The following is a 14946-nucleotide window of genomic DNA, read 5'->3' on the forward strand; positions in this document are numbered from 1 at the left end:
TTAAGCCTCCTTTTTTTCTGACTAATGTATATTTTATCCTTTTTAATTGGAAAAAGAAACTAAATGAAATGCCTGAAATAGCACTTGGTTTTGTGTGCTATACGGGGTCCATGCTTAGATTTCTCCTTTCAAATAGAGAAAACAAAAGCCAATATAATAAAGCACTCAATATGGAAAGAAATGCTAGAACAAAAAATGTCCAGCTATAACCTACCCAGGCACTCAACGGAATAAAAACGGGAGCGACCATTCTACTAAAGGTCCAGCGCAAGGAAGAGGCAGCAAAGTATTGACCTCTCATTTGTACCGGGGCCAGCTTGGATACAAAGCTTTGCTGAATACCTGTACTTGTTAATTCCCCGAATGTATAAACGAACATTGCCCAGAAAAACCCCCAGAATGAACTTACCATACTAAAGAGAACAATCGATGCGGCGTAGATGCCTGACGAAAGGATAAATACGTTTCGCTCATATAATTTATCCATCCATTTTGTCACGATAACAGTAAGCAAGGCGACAAGCAAGCCGTTTTCTGTTAAAACGATGCCATAGATTTGCTCACCCGTCAGTGTAATAGCCGATAAAATGGTTTCCGTTGTAACAACATCTTTGATATAAACAGGAAATAGTAAATCAAGCTGTACAAATGTCTGACCTGCTAAAATACCTGCAAGAATATAGAGAAGGAAAGCCTTATCTTTAATAATGACCCGATAATCCTTAAGCTGTCTTTGTAAAAAGTAATACCAATGTTCATGTTGATGGTTAGAAACACCCCTCAGAGCAGGTTTTGTTTCTCGCAGCATTTTTGCAAGAACCCAGCCTAATATCAGACAGATGATTGCAGCTAAAAATAAAAGCTCAAATGGGTAACTTTCAAAGAAAATTGCTCCTATTATAGGACCAACTACAACTGCAATGTTAAGAGAGGTATAAAAAACGGCAAATACTTCACTTCGATCCTTTTCTGGAACAACATCGGCCACCATTGCTTGACTTGCCGGCCAATAAAGTGAGCCGAATACGCCGGCTATTGTAAAAGCAATAAATCCAAGCCATGGAGAATGAAACCAAGGTGATGCAGCTATAGAAAAGGTGAAAAAGGAAAGGCCCTGCCCAATGGAGGAGAGAACCAGCATTCGTTTGCGGCCAAACCGGTCGGCACAATACCCGCCCAATAAATTGGCAAGGACGGAAAATACTTGAGAGAAAATCAATAAGAAACCGGCTTTATTTTTTCCAAATTCATCTGAAAAGTAAATGGTGAGAAAGGGAAAAAACATCCAGTAGGAAATGTTCATAATCGATTCCCCAACTAAGCGGACCTTTAAGTTTTGATCCCAATTTTTAAGCTTCATTTTCTCTCCTCATTTCTATCTGCTAGAAGTTAATGTGTGATATTGGAAGGAAGGTTATGTATAAACTTCTGCCGAAACATTATAGCTGGAAATATATAGAAATCTGATTCTCTGTATCTGAATCCTCACCCCTCTGAAATTTGTGAAAATGTATGCTATATTTAAGGATAAGTGTGGTTTTGAAAGGGTGTTTAAATAAAGTGAAAAAAAGTGTTGTATTAGCTGAAAAACCTTCTGTTGCTCGGGATATTGCACGAGTATTAAATTGTAATAAAAAAGGAAATGGTTTTATAGAAGGAGATAAGTATATCGTTACATGGGCACTTGGGCATTTAGTTACCCTTGCCGATCCTGAAGCTTATGATGATAAGTTTAAAACGTGGAAACTAGAAGACTTACCAATGTTGCCTCATGAGTTAAAACTTGTTGTTATTAAGCAAACGGGCAAGCAGTTTAATGCAGTAAAAACCCAATTACTTCGATCCGATGTAGGGGAAATTATTATCGCAACTGATGCCGGTCGAGAAGGTGAATTAGTTGCACGCTGGATCATTGCAAAAGCAAAAATAAATAAATCGATAAAACGTCTCTGGATTTCTTCTGTTACAGATAAGGCCATTAAAGATGGTTTCAATCATTTGAAGTCGGGAAAAGCGTATGAAGACCTTTATTTTTCAGCTGTTGCCCGCTCAGAAGCTGACTGGTATATCGGGCTCAATGCTACTCGTGCTCTAACAACCCGATTTAACGCACAACTCAACTGTGGCCGTGTCCAAACTCCTACTGTGGCAATCATTGCAGCACGTGAGGAGGAGATTAAAAACTTTAAACCACAAACTTATTATGGCATTGAGGCACAGACAACCGATAAATTGAAGTTGACCTGGCAGGATGCAAAAGGGAACAGCCGCAGCTTTAATAAAGATATTACTGATGCGATTGTGAAAAAATTGGGATCAAAAAATGCTAATGTAACGGAGATTGAAAGAAAGCCGAAGAAGTCATTCTCTCCAGGCCTTTATGATTTAACAGAATTACAGCGTGATGCCAATAAAATATTCGGTTACTCGGCTAAGGAGACACTGAATATTATGCAAAAGCTGTATGAACAACATAAAGTATTAACGTATCCCCGTACAGATTCACGCTTTATCTCATCGGATATTGTTCCGACAATTCCAGAACGTCTTAAAGCGTGTGGAGTGGGTGAATATCGTTTACTGACAAACAAGATTTTAAAAAAGCCAATTAAGGCTTCTAAATCGTTTGTCGATGATAGCAAAGTGTCCGATCACCATGCCATCATTCCAACAGAAGGATACGTGAATTATTCAGCTTTTACAGATAAGGAACGGAAAATTTATGACTTAGTTATTAAACGATTCCTGGCTGTCTTACTCCCAGCATTTGAATATGAACAATTAACGCTTCGGGCAAAAATTGGTGAGGAAAACTTTGTTGCTAGAGGAAAAACGATTTTATCGGTTGGTTGGAAAGAAGTTTACAATAATCACTTGGAAGATGACGATGAAAGTGATGACCTGAAAGAACAGATTCTACCTCGGATTGAAAAAGGCGATACACTAAACGTTAAGCTAATCGCACAAACATCAGGTCAAACAAAGCCGCCAGCCCGCTTTACAGAAGCGAGCCTTTTATCAGCAATGGAAAATCCCGTGAAGTATATGGAGACCCAGGATAAACAGCTAGCCGATACCCTAAAATCAACGGGCGGTTTAGGGACAGTTGCAACACGTGCTGATATCATTGACAAGCTATTCAATTCATTTTTAATTGAAAAGCGCGGTAAAGATATTTATCTAACTTCTAAAGGACGTCAATTGCTGGATTTAGTTCCCGAAGAGCTAAAATCTCCAGTATTGACAGCAGAGTGGGAGCAAAAGCTGGATCAAATTGCTCATGGCAAGTTAAAAAAAGAAGTGTTTATCGGTGAGATGAAGAATTATACCAAAGAAATTGTAGCTGAAATTAAGGCAAGCAGTAAAAAATACAAGCACGACAATATTTCTACGAAAAATTGCCCGGACTGTGGAAAACCAATGCTCGAAGTAAACGGCAAGAAAGGGAAAATGCTTGTTTGCCAAGACCGTGAATGCGGACATCGGAAAAATGTTTCGCGAGTCACAAATGCGCGCTGTCCGCAGTGTCATAAAAAACTGGAGCTTCGCGGCGAAGGTGATGGACAAATTTTCACTTGTAAATGTGGATACCGTGAGAAACTTTCTGCATTCGAAGCGCGACGTAAAAAAGAATCTTCTGGTAAAGTGGATAAACGTACGGTGCAAAAGTATCTGAAAAACCAAAACAAGGAAGAAGAGCCAATAAACACAGCGTTGGCAGATGCCTTAAAGAAGTTAAATTTGGAGTAAGGTATTAAGCCTTAGATAAAATATTAGCCTGTTAAAATTTCCCTATGTATTCTTTTCCATTCCACCTTCATACAATAGAAGATAAACCTTGAAAAGGAATGGGCAGCATGAAAATTCCAATGAATTTCATAACAAAAATAAAGGCTGGAATCCAATTGAGATATTGGGGTTCTGGCCTTTTTCTTTATTTAACTAATGCGGCAGTGGGGTGGGAAAGATGATTACTTTAACTGGGAACAGCCTAACTTTAGAAGATATGAAAAGAGTCCTATTTAATAGAGAAACTGTCATAGCCGCCCCCGAAAGTATGGATGCAGTAAAAAAGAGCAGGGAAGCAGTTGAAAAAATTGTAGCGCAACAAAAAATCGTTTATGGGATTAATACCGGGTTTGGAAAATTTAGCGATGTTCGAATTGGGGAGGCCCATGTACGGGACCTGCAATTAAACTTAATCCGCTCTCATGCTTGCGGGGTGGGTGAACCATTTCCTGAAACGGTCTGTAAAGCCATGCTTTTGCTGCGGGCAAATGCATTACTAAAAGGATTCTCGGGAGTAAGACCCTTGGTCATCGAAATGTTAATGGAACTCTTAAATAGGGAAATCATTCCGGTAGTACCCTCTCAGGGCTCTCTCGGTGCCAGCGGGGATTTAGCCCCCTTGTCACACCTTGCATTAGTATTAATTGGGGAAGGGGAGGTTATCTACAAAGGTCAAAGAATGATCTCACTTGATGCACTTAAAAAAGAGGGAATGGTGCCCATCACACTGGAAGCAAAGGAAGGACTGGCCTTGATTAATGGAACACAGGCAATGACGGCTTTGGGGGGGATTGCTTATTTAGAGGCAGAACAGATCGCTTATCTGAGTGAATGGATTGCGGCGATGACGATGGAAGGTTTGAATGGGATCATGGATGCATTTGCAGAAGAAATCCATCTGGCCCGCGGTTATTCCCAACAAATAAAAACTGCGGAAAGAATTCGGAACTATTTGTTTGACAGTAAGCTAACCACTGTACAGGGAGAGTTAAGAGTGCAGGATGCCTACTCCCTAAGATGTATTCCTCAGGTCCATGGGGCATCCTGGCAAGCACTTGATTTTATTAAAGATAAATTGGAAATTGAGATCAACGCGGCAACCGATAATCCATTAATTTTTGACGGTGGGAAAAAGGTGATTTCTGGCGGGAACTTTCATGGGCAGCCAATTGCTTTTGCCATGGATTTTATGAAAATTGCTGTCTCCGAATTAGCTAATATTTCAGAACGGCGGATCGAAAGATTAGTGAATCCGCAATTGAACAATTTGCCACCATTTTTAAGCCCTGAACCAGGTCTGCAATCGGGGGCAATGATTATGCAATATGTTGCCGCTGCACTCGTTTCTGAAAATAAAACATTAGCACACCCGGCAAGTGTGGACTCAATTCCCTCGTCTGCCAATCAGGAAGACCATGTCAGCATGGGAACGATCGCAGCTAGACATGCGTATCAAATCATTCAAAATACCCAAAAGGTACTTAGTATTGAGCTCATTTGTGCGATGCAGGCCGTTGAGTTTCTGGGTGTGGAAAAAATGGCAAGTAAAACAAGAGAGCTATTTGAAAAAGGAAGGAAAATAGTCCCCTCGATAAAAAAAGACCGCATGTTTTCTAAAGATATTGAGAGAATGTCTGAAGAGTTAAAGGTTTTGCACCCATTCGATTAAAAACAGGTTTGGCGGAATAAGTCGATTTTTGTGAAATACTGGAAAAAATGGTGGGATAAATGAAATTTCCGTGGAAATATTGGTGAAAATGGTGGGATAAATGAAATCTAGAAAAAAGGCGTGAAGATCCACGCCCATAATTTAATCCTCTTCAACTCTATTTTTGAAAGCTTCTTGTGTGACAATTAATTCCTCATCTTCTTGAGCTTCCGTTGTATGTCTTTCCGTTAAACTGTCACTTGGAAAATCTCCAGGGTGATTCTTCTTTTTATGGTTAAAATGTTCACCACGACCCAATGTCAACACTCCTTTCTTCTTCGAATGTAGCATCTCCAAATCTTTGGAAATTATTACGAGCCTTTTATCTAATAAGAGCATATGAATATAGGGAAAAAATAAAGCCTTAGGGGAGGGATAGAAATGCCCAGCAACATCCATGTTAGTGATCTAGCAGCAGGTCCTGGACTTTTTTATGCGACCAGGGATGATCAAGCACCACTATTTACAACAGATGCAGTTATTGATGGAAAAATTTCGAAAGTTAATTTGAATGATTATCTCGGGAAGTGGGTGCTCTTGTTCTTTTACCCAAGTGATTTCACATTTGTTTGACCAACAGAGCTCGCGGCGGTCGCCGCTGTTCATAATGAATTAAATTCACTTAATACCCAAGTTCTTGCCATAAGCACGGATAGTGTATTTTCTCACAAGGTATTTTTAGAAACATCACCTTCACTTAAAAATGTCCACTATCCATTATTAAGTGATCGGAACCAAGAAATTTCAAAGGCCTATCGGGTGCTGGATGAAAAATCAGGTGCAGCATATCGGGCTTCTTTCTTTATTTGTCCCAATCAAATCATTCGCGCAAAATTTATTTATCCACGCGAAGTAGGACGTAATCTTGATGAGCATATTCGCTTGTTAAAAGGACTTCAATATGCAAAACAAACAGGCGAAGGGATACCTGCCAACTGGAAACCTGGTGAAGCAGGAATTAAACGCGATCCTAAAAAAATTGGCAAGATCTAAAAAGGGAGTAAATTCCCTTTTTTATTTTTTTAAAATATATAATATAAAAAAAGCCTTAAAAAGGGGTATCAAAAATGGATTTATTTCACATTATTGCCGAGGAAAAAATTAAACAAGCCATTAAAGACGGTGAACTCGATCGCCTACCGGGAATGGGAAAACCATTAAAGCTGGATGACCTATCCTCTATTCCCGAAGAATTACGCATGGCATATAGAATCATGAAAAACGCAGGTTACACAGAGGAAGAAACCGATTTAAGAAAAGAACTAATGACCATTGAAGATTTAATCAAAAAATGTGATAACGAAGATGAAAAACAAAGTCTTCAAAAACAATTAAATGAAAAGCTACTAAGATTTAATCGGTTGATGTCAAAAAGAGGAGTTCAAACCAATTCAGCAATGTTTAAAGAATACGAAAGAAAATTAACAAATAATTTTAAAAAATAATCCCTATCTGGAATGAAATTCCTTAATTTACCTTAAATGAAAATTCACATGGACTATAAAGAATTGTAGAATTCTGCCGAAATAAAGAATAGGCTAAAAAGCCAAACACAGGAAAATGGAAGAATAGTAGATCCGTGAGATAGGTGATAGGGATGGACAAAACATCAATTATTGGAATTATCGTAGGCGTCTTAGCCATTGGAGTCGGGATGGTTTTAAAAGGAGTAAAGCTTACTGCTTTGGAAAATCCGGCAGCCATTTTAATTATTATTTTTGGAACCATTGCTGCCGTTACAATTGCTTTTCCATCCAATGAGATTAAAAGAGTTCCCAAGCTTTTTAAAATTATCTTTACAGAGCAAAAGCTTTTGGACTCTGCCGAATTAATTAGAATGTTTTCTGAATGGGCACAGCTTGCTAGGAAAGAAGGCTTATTAGCTCTTGAAGCAAAAACAAGTGAAGTAGACGATGCCTTTTTAAGGAATGGCTTGTCACTGGCAGTTGATGGACAAAGTGCCGATTACATAAGGGATGTTTTAACAGAAGAAATTGATGCGATGGAGGAAAGACATTTAGCTGGAGCTGCTATCTTTTCTCAAGCAGGAACATACGCACCAACACTTGGAGTTTTGGGAGCTGTACTGGGTTTAATTGCTGCCTTGGGAAATATGAATAACACGGATGAGCTTGGGAGGGCAATTTCAGCAGCGTTTGTGGCCACACTACTGGGGATTTTCACAGGTTATGTTTTATGGCACCCTTTTGCAAACAAGCTTAAACGAAAGTCAAAACAAGAAATTAGACTGAGGCAAATGATGATTGAAGGAATATTATCCATACTTGAAGGGGAAGCCCCTCGGATTATTGAGCAAAAACTTGCGTCATACTTACCTGCAGGAGATCGGAAGAAATTCCTTGAGGAAAGAGTTGTGAAAAAGGATGAGCAAACGTAAGAGAAAAAAGCATGAAGAGGAGCATATGGATGAAACATGGCTTGTTCCTTATTCTGACATTTTAACGTTATTATTAGCTTTATTTGTAATTTTGTTTGCGATGAGCTCAGTTGATGCTCAAAAATTCAATGTTCTTTCAAGAGCTTTTAATCAGATGTTTACGGGGGGAACGGGAATTATGAATTTTAGTTCTATGGTTCCTACAGGCCCGACAGACATGAAAAATGATGCCAAAGTGGAGATGCAGCAAAATCAGGCCCAAAAAACAGATAGTGAATTAGAAAAGCAAATTGAGGCAAACGCGGAAGCATATAAGAAAGACCAACAAGAATTGTATGCTATACAAACTAAGGTAAACACATACATTCAAAATAATAGCCTTACAGATAAACTACAAACATCATTAACATCGGAAGGACTGTTAGTAACAATTAGGGATAATGTTTTGTTTGACTCCGGCAGTGCAGAGGTTCGGCCTCAAGACATCCAAATGGCTCAGGAAATTTCAGCATTGCTGGTGATGGACCCGCCAAGAAGCATTATTATCAGCGGGCACACGGATAACGTTCCGATTAATAACTCCAAATATGCATCAAATTGGGAGTTAAGCGTCATGCGTGCAGTAAATTTTATGAGGATACTTTTGCAAAATAGCAGTTTAGATCCTAAATGGTTTAGTGCAAAGGGGTTTGGAGAATATCAGCCAGTTACCTCGAATGATAATCCCGATGGAAGATCCAAAAACCGAAGGGTTGAATTATTAATCTCACCGAGGGTGGAGAAACAACAATAATATAGTGAATTGTTTAAAAAGAAGCATCCTTATAGGAAAAGGAATGCTTCTTTTTTTAATTAAATGGTGATTTATGGTTGCAGGATTCATTCTAGGATGATTGTCAAAGTGGATGTACCTTGGAAAATCTTTTGAAGAGAGAGAACGGAATAATTAGCCTAACTAATTGAAATAGCGGTATACTAATTTTGCTCAATGAGTATGGTAAAGAAATTCACGAATTTCTTCGATTGTCATTCCCATTTTTTTTGCCTCAATAATAAGTTCTAACCATTCTGAATCAATTTCTTTAACAATTGTATTGGCTTCTAACACTGTCTCACCCCTAAAATACTTATAGTATTCAGGTAACTCGGCTATCTTGGCACAAATATACGCTGCTTTAGACCCGTGGTTTTGCGTCCCAACCTTTCAGAAGGTTTGCCTTTTTCTGTGAAAAAATACCTTAAAGTATACCTTTCTTTCTAAATGGTTTAGGACTAGATACTTAGGTATATCTATATGTATATTATAATTAGTTCTATTCTATTAGGTTGTAGTTTTTTGTCAATTCAAAACATTTTGCCAATACATATATTTCTACAATATATTATGGATATCGTCAATATATGCTAAAAAACTTACTGCTTGGTGATTTTTTAATCGAACTGTATAAAAAAAGAGAAGGAGATCAAACATTTGACCTCATTCTCTCTTTTGATTCATTCGCCATTTATTAAATTCAAGGAATTCTCGGAATTGCTCTTTTGAAATACCCGAGTTCATTGCTTCCTTTACAATGAGCATCCAATCGTTATCTAAAGTATCAGAATCAATGTGTTCATGAATTAAATAGTCAACTGGGACATTTAAAACAGAGGCTATCTTTTCGAGAAACTGAATGGAAGGATTTCGTTGGAGGTTTCTCTCTAAGGAGCTTAAATAAGATTTAGCTACGCAAGCTTGTTCTGCAAGCTCGGATAAGGACATCTTTTTTCCCAAGCGCAAACTTTTTACACGGTCACCAATCATTGTTGTTCACACCCTTACATTCTGTATTAGATTTATTTTATCAAATTAAATACAGTTGTTCCATATTAAGAACATTTCTATGTTACAATAATATGAATTTTTTGTTAAGAATAAACCTTTAAATTGAAAATAAAATATCATAAAAACCGATAACGAATTTTTCAAGATAAAGGTGCTTAGCACTTTGAAAAAAGTAATGGTTAGCGATAATATAAAAGAGCAGACAAATCAATTAGATCATTATTTGTTCGTAAATATATATGGATAGATAAAGAAAACTCGCCGATTGGCGAGCCACTAAGGGTGAAGACAGAGGCGTAGTTACACTTATGCAACATAGGAAAGTATAAATTTTGATAAAAAATTTATACTTTCCTATTAGCCAAAAAGATAAAAGGCAGGGAAGAAAATGATTGTATTAAAATCAAAACGGGAAATAGAGGCAATGAAAAAAGCAGGTGAAATTCTTGCTTCATGTCACAAAGAAATAGCAAAGTTAATTCAGCCGGGGATTACAACTTGGGAAATTGATCAATTTGTTGAAGAGTTTTTGAAAAAGCATGATGCCACACCAGAGCAAAAAGGATATCATGGATTCCAGTATGCCACCTGTGCCAGCATCAATGATGAAATCTGCCATGGCTTTCCTCGTAAAGAGCCCTTAAAAGAAGGGGATATCGTTACAATTGATATGGTTGTAAGACACAATGGGGCATTAGCAGATTCCGCATGGAGTTATGCTGTTGGGAATATTTCAGAGGAAAACCAACATTTATTGGATGTTACAAAAAAAGCACTTTATATCGGTATTGAACAGGCAGTTGTCGGGAATCGGATTGGTGATATTGGGCATGCCATCCAACAATATGTTGAGAGTGAAGGATTGTCTGTTGTACGTGATTTTATTGGGCATGGAATTGGAGCCGTTATGCATGAAAAACCGGATGTTCCCCATTATGGCTTACCAGGAAAAGGGCCTAGGATAAAAGAAGGAATGGTCTTTACAATTGAACCTATGGTAAATATCGGAAGGTATCAAACCAGAATGGAAGACAATGGATGGACCGCGCGTACAATTGATGGCAAAAATTCTGCTCAAAATGAACATACACTTGCCATCACCAGTGAGGGACCAATTATTTTAACTGAACAAGTAGAAGAGTAAAAAAAGGCTGACTTTTTAGTCAGCCTTTTTCAAAAAGTCTATTTGATGAATTCAGTCACATCTATTGTTTTCGAAGACTTCCAAGTTCTTCAACAATGGCCTGCATTTCATTCGGACTAAAAGAGTTTTTCTTCATAACCAGTTCATAAATTTCCTTTAAATCCTCATACATTTCTTCATCAAAATGTGAGGGTTTGATTGCACCAAGGTTTAACACTCTTAATTTTTCTTTTATCTTTTCAATCATATATTCAACATTCTCTGTAGATTTCTGTGATAAGTTCAACGTGTTCATCCTTTCTGTTTTTATAAAGTTTCACGCTCTTTTAGAAGATTATTCGTCTTTAAAATAATCTTTCCATGTTCTATTTCAAAAGTCAATGAAAAATGTTTGCTAAGAAATTGAATGGGGCAAGGATGAGAGCATAAAAAATAACCGAATTATACATATTGATTAAGGAGAGGTCACCATGTCAAATTTGAAAAAGTTTTGGAAAGGAATGCTTTGGGGGGCTTTGGCAGGAGGAGCCATAACCTTGTTGGATAAAGAAACCAGGGATGCAATGAAGGAAAATTGCCAAAAAGCTACTAAAAGTGTTTCCCATCTCATAAAAAATCCTGGTGAATTTACCAATCAAGTAAAAGATACCGCTCTAAAATTGAAAACAACAGTTGAAGAAATTGGGGAAGATATTTCTTTTATTGCAAGTAAAGTGGAAGAACTGAAGGAAACAACCCCACAGGTAACAAAAATGCTCAAGGAAACAAAGGATACATTTACTAAAGAAACAAAGAATATGAACGGTTTGGATAATGATGAAAATCTAAAATAGAAAGAGGTGAAGAGGTGGAGAAGCGAGGAAATAAAATGAAACATTCCTTATTAAAGATGCTTTGGCATCGAATTGATGAGGATGACCTGCCAGGATTATCTGCCCAAATGGCCTATTACTTCCTGCTCTCAATGTTCCCGCTTTTAATCTTTGTGTTCTCACTCCTCCCCTATTTGCCAATCCCCCATCAAGACCTGCTTGATGTCATAAAGGGGTTTGCCCCAGTAGAGGTAATGGACTTAATTGAAAAAACTTTACATGATATCATGAACCATCGCCATGGGGGGCTCTTGTCATTTAGTATTATCGGTACAATTTGGTCCTCATCAAATGGCATAAGTGCAGTCGTTAAAGCATTCAATAAAGCCTATGACGTAAAAGAAACAAGATCATTTATTGTATCCAGCGGCATGGCAATCCTGCTCAATATAGGAATGATTTTTGTATTTGTCATTGTTATCATTCTTCCTATCTTTGGGAAAGAAATTGGAGTATATATATTTTCGAATATGGGATTTAAGGTACAGTTTTTAAAGTTTTGGGCTGCATTACGGTGGTTTATCAGTGCAGTCATGTTATTTCTGCTCTTTACAGGATTGTATTGGATTGCGCCAAATACAAAGCTGCGATGCAGAAGTGCTTTTGCTGGTGCAGCCTTTTCGACTGTAGGTTGGATCGTTTCATCGGTTGCCCTTTCCTTTTATGTGGATAATTTCAGCAACTTTTCGATTACCTATGGAAGCATAGGCGCCATAATTGTGTTAATGCTTTGGTTATATATAACAGCCTTTATCATTGTTCTCGGTGGGGAGGTAAATGCTTTTTACAGTGAAAGAAATAAAAAAAACTGTTGATTTCCCTTTAGTTTCCTTCTTTGAAATTTTGCTTTTTCGCTGAAACTATAATCGGGAGCAAAAACCCACAATCGTAAGGGAGGTTTATACAATGACCAAACATACAAAAAAAGACGGCGGTACGAAACAAAAAGGAAAAGGCAGTAAGGGAAACAAGACTTCCGGTTCTGCAAACGGTTCGAACGGCTATCACTAAATAGGATTAAATATCGGTAAGGGACCGGAATATTTCCGGTCCTTAATATCATTTTAATAGTCTTAAACCGTTTAATATAACAAGAATCGTACTCCCCTCATGACCAATAACTCCAAGAGGCAAATCGAGTATTTTAAAGAAGTTTGAGGAAATTAAGATGACAATGACGATAATTGAAAAAATAATATTTTGTTTGATGATGTGGTTCATTCGCTTGGAGAGTTTAATTGCCTCAGCAATCCGCAGCAGGTCGTTTTTCATTAACACAACATCAGCTGTTTCTAGAGCAACATCTGTTCCTCCCCCCATGGCAATCCCGACATTTGCGACTGCTAATGCAGGTGCATCGTTTATTCCATCACCAACCATAGCAACCGTTTTAAATTTATTTTTTAATTCTTTAAGCTGCGCAACTTTTCCTTCCGGTAAACATTCAGCAATAGATTGATCGACGTGGCTTTCGGCGGCGATTACTTTTGCTGTAGGTTTGCTATCCCCGGTAAGCATAATGGTAAAAATGCCAATTTTCCTAAGTTCATCAATGGCCGTCTTTGTTTCTTCTCGAACAACATCTTTTAAAGCAAAAAGACCGACTAATTCATGATTCATTTTCACAAAAACAAGCGTGTTTCCTTGGTTTGCCAATATTTCAGCTTTTCCATTTGCGAAGGTAGCGGTTTGGTCCTCAATAAAGTCTGCCTTGCCAATCTTCCACTGTTTTCCATTCAGTTTTGCTTTGATTCCCCATCCAGGTATATCTTCCAGTTCTTCCGGTGTTAGTAAGTCTATCTCCATTTGGCTTTTGGCGAAGCTTACAATCGCCTGTGCGAGCGGGTGGGTAGAATAATTTTCTATTGATGCAGCTTTCCAAATTAGTGTTTCTTTATCTATTCCATCTTTGACAATAACCTCTGTTACTTCTGGTTTCCCTTTTGTAAGTGTCCCAGTCTTGTCAAAGGCAATGGCATCCACGTTTCCTAAATTCTCCAAATGTATCCCGCCTTTAAATAAAATGCCATGTCGTGCACCCTTTGATATGGCAGATAAGGTTGCTGGCATGATCGAGGCGGCTAAAGCACATGGTGAAGCGACAACTAACAAAATCATTGACCGATAAAAGTCTTCCGTCCAGTTCCAGCCAAGTAAAAAATGGGGAAGGAACATCATAAAGAATGTGGCAAATAAAACGGATTTTACATATCTTCCTTCAAACTTTTCAATGAAAAGCTGTGATGGTGATTTTTCACTTTGGGCCGATTGAACAAGCTCAATAATTTTATGGAATAAGGTCTCATTATTTTTCTTTGTTACAAGAATGGTAATGGAACCAGATAAGTTAACCGTTCCGGCAAACACCTCTTCTTGCCTATTTTTCGAAACTGGAATGGATTCGCCAGTAATCATTGATTCATCTATATTCGATTGTCCTCTTAAAATCGTTCCATCCGATGGGATCCTTTCTCCAGGTTTGACAAGAATATGGTCCCCAACTTCCAGCTCGGCAACAGCAATCCTTTTTTCAACTCCATTGTTAACCAATAATGCCTCTTCTGGCTGTATGTTCATAAGTGCTGAGATTTCCTTACGGCTTTTGTTCATTGTATATGTTTCTAATGCCCCACTTAGAGAGAAGATAAAAATAAGGATTGCTCCTTCAGTCCAATAACCGATAATCGCTGAGCCAATCGCAGCAAACAACATAAGCATTTCAACATTTAAATCTTTGTTTTCAATTGATGCTACAATACCCTGTTTTGCCTTGGCAAAACCGCCAATAAAAAAAGCTAATAAATAAGACATGACATAAAGGCTAATGAAATTATTCTTTTCTAAAAGCCATCCGACTGCAATGAAAATCCCGCTAAGGATTGCTGCAATTAATTCAATATGGGGTTTGACTTTTTTAATAAATCCCAGGTTCCCAGCTTCCTCTTTTTGAATGGTTTGAGCCTCGGAGCTCATTTTTAACACTTCCTTTTTTGGTATTGAGAAAAATAATCACTCTCACAACCCTTATAAAAGCACGAAAGCTGCCATCAAATTGATGACAGCAGCAACTAGAATAATGTTATTAAGTCTTGGCTTGGTTTATAACAAATTTGTTCATTTTGCAAAATGATTTCATCGACAAACCTTTTAATGAAAATTCTTGCGTTTCAATCTCTAATTAGGGAAAATATAGGAAGACTTAGGGATAGA

15 protein-coding genes and 1 riboswitch are annotated in these 14946 nt (G+C 37.8%); of the genes, 9 read left to right on the forward strand and 6 right to left on the reverse strand.

What is annotated here, in order from left to right; translation table 11 throughout:
- Nucleotides 1–97: 97 nt before the first annotated feature.
- Entirely contained in the window at nt 98–1360 is a 1263-nt protein-coding gene (locus tag RCG17_RS17170) for an MDR family MFS transporter (protein ID WP_308171350.1), read from the reverse strand.
- Between the two features lie 200 nt (nt 1361–1560).
- Between RCG17_RS17170 and RCG17_RS17175 the strand changes: the two genes are divergently transcribed.
- Both RCG17_RS17175 and hutH read left to right on the forward strand, forming a co-directional pair.
- On the forward strand, nt 1561–3750 hold the full coding sequence (locus tag RCG17_RS17175) for a DNA topoisomerase III (RefSeq protein ID WP_308171351.1): 2190 nt from the start codon (nt 1561–1563) through the stop codon (nt 3748–3750).
- 217 nt (nt 3751–3967) lie between these two features.
- The gene (gene hutH / locus RCG17_RS17180) at nt 3968–5458 is read left to right on the forward strand and encodes a histidine ammonia-lyase (protein WP_308171352.1); all 1491 of its coding nucleotides are present in this window, start codon (nt 3968–3970) and stop codon (nt 5456–5458) included.
- 141 nt (nt 5459–5599) lie between these two features.
- On the opposite strand, the gene RCG17_RS17185 is transcribed toward hutH, so the two are convergent.
- Nucleotides 5600–5755 (reverse strand): hypothetical protein, encoded by a 156-nt coding sequence (locus tag RCG17_RS17185; RefSeq protein ID WP_308171353.1) that lies wholly within the window; start codon nt 5753–5755, stop codon nt 5600–5602.
- Nucleotides 5756–5878: 123 nt separating this feature from the next.
- On the opposite strand from RCG17_RS17185, the gene RCG17_RS17190 reads away from it, so the two are divergent.
- The 4 genes from RCG17_RS17190 to motB all read left to right on the forward strand — a co-directional run bounded on the left by RCG17_RS17190 (nt 5879) and on the right by motB (nt 8688).
- On the forward strand, nt 5879–6490 hold the full coding sequence (locus RCG17_RS17190; RefSeq protein WP_308171354.1) for a peroxiredoxin: 612 nt from the start codon (nt 5879–5881) through the stop codon (nt 6488–6490).
- A gap of 74 nt (nt 6491–6564) precedes the next feature.
- A complete protein-coding gene (locus RCG17_RS17195; RefSeq protein ID WP_308171355.1) occupies nt 6565–6942 on the forward strand; it encodes a DnaJ family domain-containing protein in 378 nt (125 codons plus the stop codon).
- Nucleotides 6943–7094: 152 nt separating this feature from the next.
- Nucleotides 7095–7895, forward strand: coding sequence for a flagellar motor stator protein MotA (motA, locus tag RCG17_RS17200; RefSeq protein WP_308171356.1), 801 nt, complete (start codon nt 7095–7097; stop codon nt 7893–7895).
- Nucleotides 7882–8688, forward strand: a complete 807-nt coding sequence (motB, locus tag RCG17_RS17205) for a flagellar motor protein MotB (RefSeq protein WP_308171357.1) — start codon at nt 7882–7884, stop codon at nt 8686–8688. Before motA ends, motB begins: the two co-directional genes overlap by 14 nt.
- Nucleotides 8689–8880: 192 nt before the next feature.
- Here the strand turns inward: motB and RCG17_RS17210 are convergent, their stop codons facing one another.
- The gene (locus RCG17_RS17210; RefSeq protein WP_308171358.1) at nt 8881–9003 is read right to left on the reverse strand and encodes an anti-repressor SinI family protein; all 123 of its coding nucleotides are present in this window, start codon (nt 9001–9003) and stop codon (nt 8881–8883) included.
- 28 nt (nt 9004–9031) lie between these two features.
- Nucleotides 9032–9123: riboswitch (cyclic di-GMP riboswitch) on the reverse strand.
- 249 nt (nt 9124–9372) lie between these two features.
- Entirely contained in the window at nt 9373–9699 is a 327-nt protein-coding gene (locus RCG17_RS17215; protein ID WP_308171359.1) for a helix-turn-helix domain-containing protein, read from the reverse strand.
- Nucleotides 9700–10108: 409 nt separating this feature from the next.
- Here RCG17_RS17215 and map point away from each other — a divergent pair, with 409 nt between their 5' ends.
- Nucleotides 10109–10864, forward strand: coding sequence for a type I methionyl aminopeptidase (gene map, locus RCG17_RS17220; protein ID WP_308171360.1), 756 nt, complete (start codon nt 10109–10111; stop codon nt 10862–10864).
- A gap of 61 nt (nt 10865–10925) precedes the next feature.
- On the opposite strand, the gene RCG17_RS17225 is transcribed toward map, so the two are convergent.
- A complete protein-coding gene (locus RCG17_RS17225; RefSeq protein ID WP_308171361.1) occupies nt 10926–11150 on the reverse strand; it encodes a DUF1128 domain-containing protein in 225 nt (74 codons plus the stop codon).
- A gap of 184 nt (nt 11151–11334) precedes the next feature.
- Here RCG17_RS17225 and RCG17_RS17230 point away from each other — a divergent pair, with 184 nt between their 5' ends.
- Together RCG17_RS17230 and RCG17_RS17235 are read left to right on the forward strand one after the other, a co-directional pair.
- The gene (locus RCG17_RS17230; protein WP_308171362.1) at nt 11335–11697 is read left to right on the forward strand and encodes a YtxH domain-containing protein; all 363 of its coding nucleotides are present in this window, start codon (nt 11335–11337) and stop codon (nt 11695–11697) included.
- A 35-nt stretch (nt 11698–11732) separates the two neighbouring features.
- The gene (locus RCG17_RS17235; RefSeq protein WP_308175872.1) at nt 11733–12551 is read left to right on the forward strand and encodes a YihY/virulence factor BrkB family protein; all 819 of its coding nucleotides are present in this window, start codon (nt 11733–11735) and stop codon (nt 12549–12551) included.
- 244 nt (nt 12552–12795) lie between these two features.
- Here the strand turns inward: RCG17_RS17235 and RCG17_RS17240 are convergent, their stop codons facing one another.
- Entirely contained in the window at nt 12796–14709 is a 1914-nt protein-coding gene (locus RCG17_RS17240; RefSeq protein WP_308171363.1) for a heavy metal translocating P-type ATPase, read from the reverse strand.
- Nucleotides 14710–14946 lie beyond the last annotated feature (237 nt).

The organism is Neobacillus sp. PS3-12 (genome assembly GCF_030915385.1).
Classification (GTDB): domain Bacteria; phylum Bacillota; class Bacilli; order Bacillales; family Cytobacillaceae; genus JAEVLT01.

What these genes read in the sequence shown, in the direction of transcription:
- RCG17_RS17230 (WP_308171362.1), top strand. Translation starts at nt 11,335, where the DNA reads ATGTCAAATTTGAAAAAGTTTTGGAAAGGAATGCTTTGGGGGGCTTTG.
- motB (WP_308171357.1), top strand. Translation starts at nt 7,882, where the DNA reads ATGAGCAAACGTAAGAGAAAAAAGCATGAAGAGGAGCATATGGATGAA.
- motA (WP_308171356.1), top strand. Translation starts at nt 7,095, where the DNA reads ATGGACAAAACATCAATTATTGGAATTATCGTAGGCGTCTTAGCCATT.
- RCG17_RS17235 (WP_308175872.1), top strand. Translation starts at nt 11,733, where the DNA reads ATGAAACATTCCTTATTAAAGATGCTTTGGCATCGAATTGATGAGGAT.
- RCG17_RS17215 (WP_308171359.1), bottom strand. Translation starts at nt 9,699, where the DNA reads ATGATTGGTGACCGTGTAAAAAGTTTGCGCTTGGGAAAAAAGATGTCC.
- RCG17_RS17195 (WP_308171355.1), top strand. Translation starts at nt 6,565, where the DNA reads ATGGATTTATTTCACATTATTGCCGAGGAAAAAATTAAACAAGCCATT.
- RCG17_RS17240 (WP_308171363.1), bottom strand. Translation starts at nt 14,709, where the DNA reads ATGAGCTCCGAGGCTCAAACCATTCAAAAAGAGGAAGCTGGGAACCTG.
- RCG17_RS17170 (WP_308171350.1), bottom strand. Translation starts at nt 1,360, where the DNA reads ATGAAGCTTAAAAATTGGGATCAAAACTTAAAGGTCCGCTTAGTTGGG.
- map (WP_308171360.1), top strand. Translation starts at nt 10,109, where the DNA reads ATGATTGTATTAAAATCAAAACGGGAAATAGAGGCAATGAAAAAAGCA.
- hutH (WP_308171352.1), top strand. Translation starts at nt 3,968, where the DNA reads ATGATTACTTTAACTGGGAACAGCCTAACTTTAGAAGATATGAAAAGA.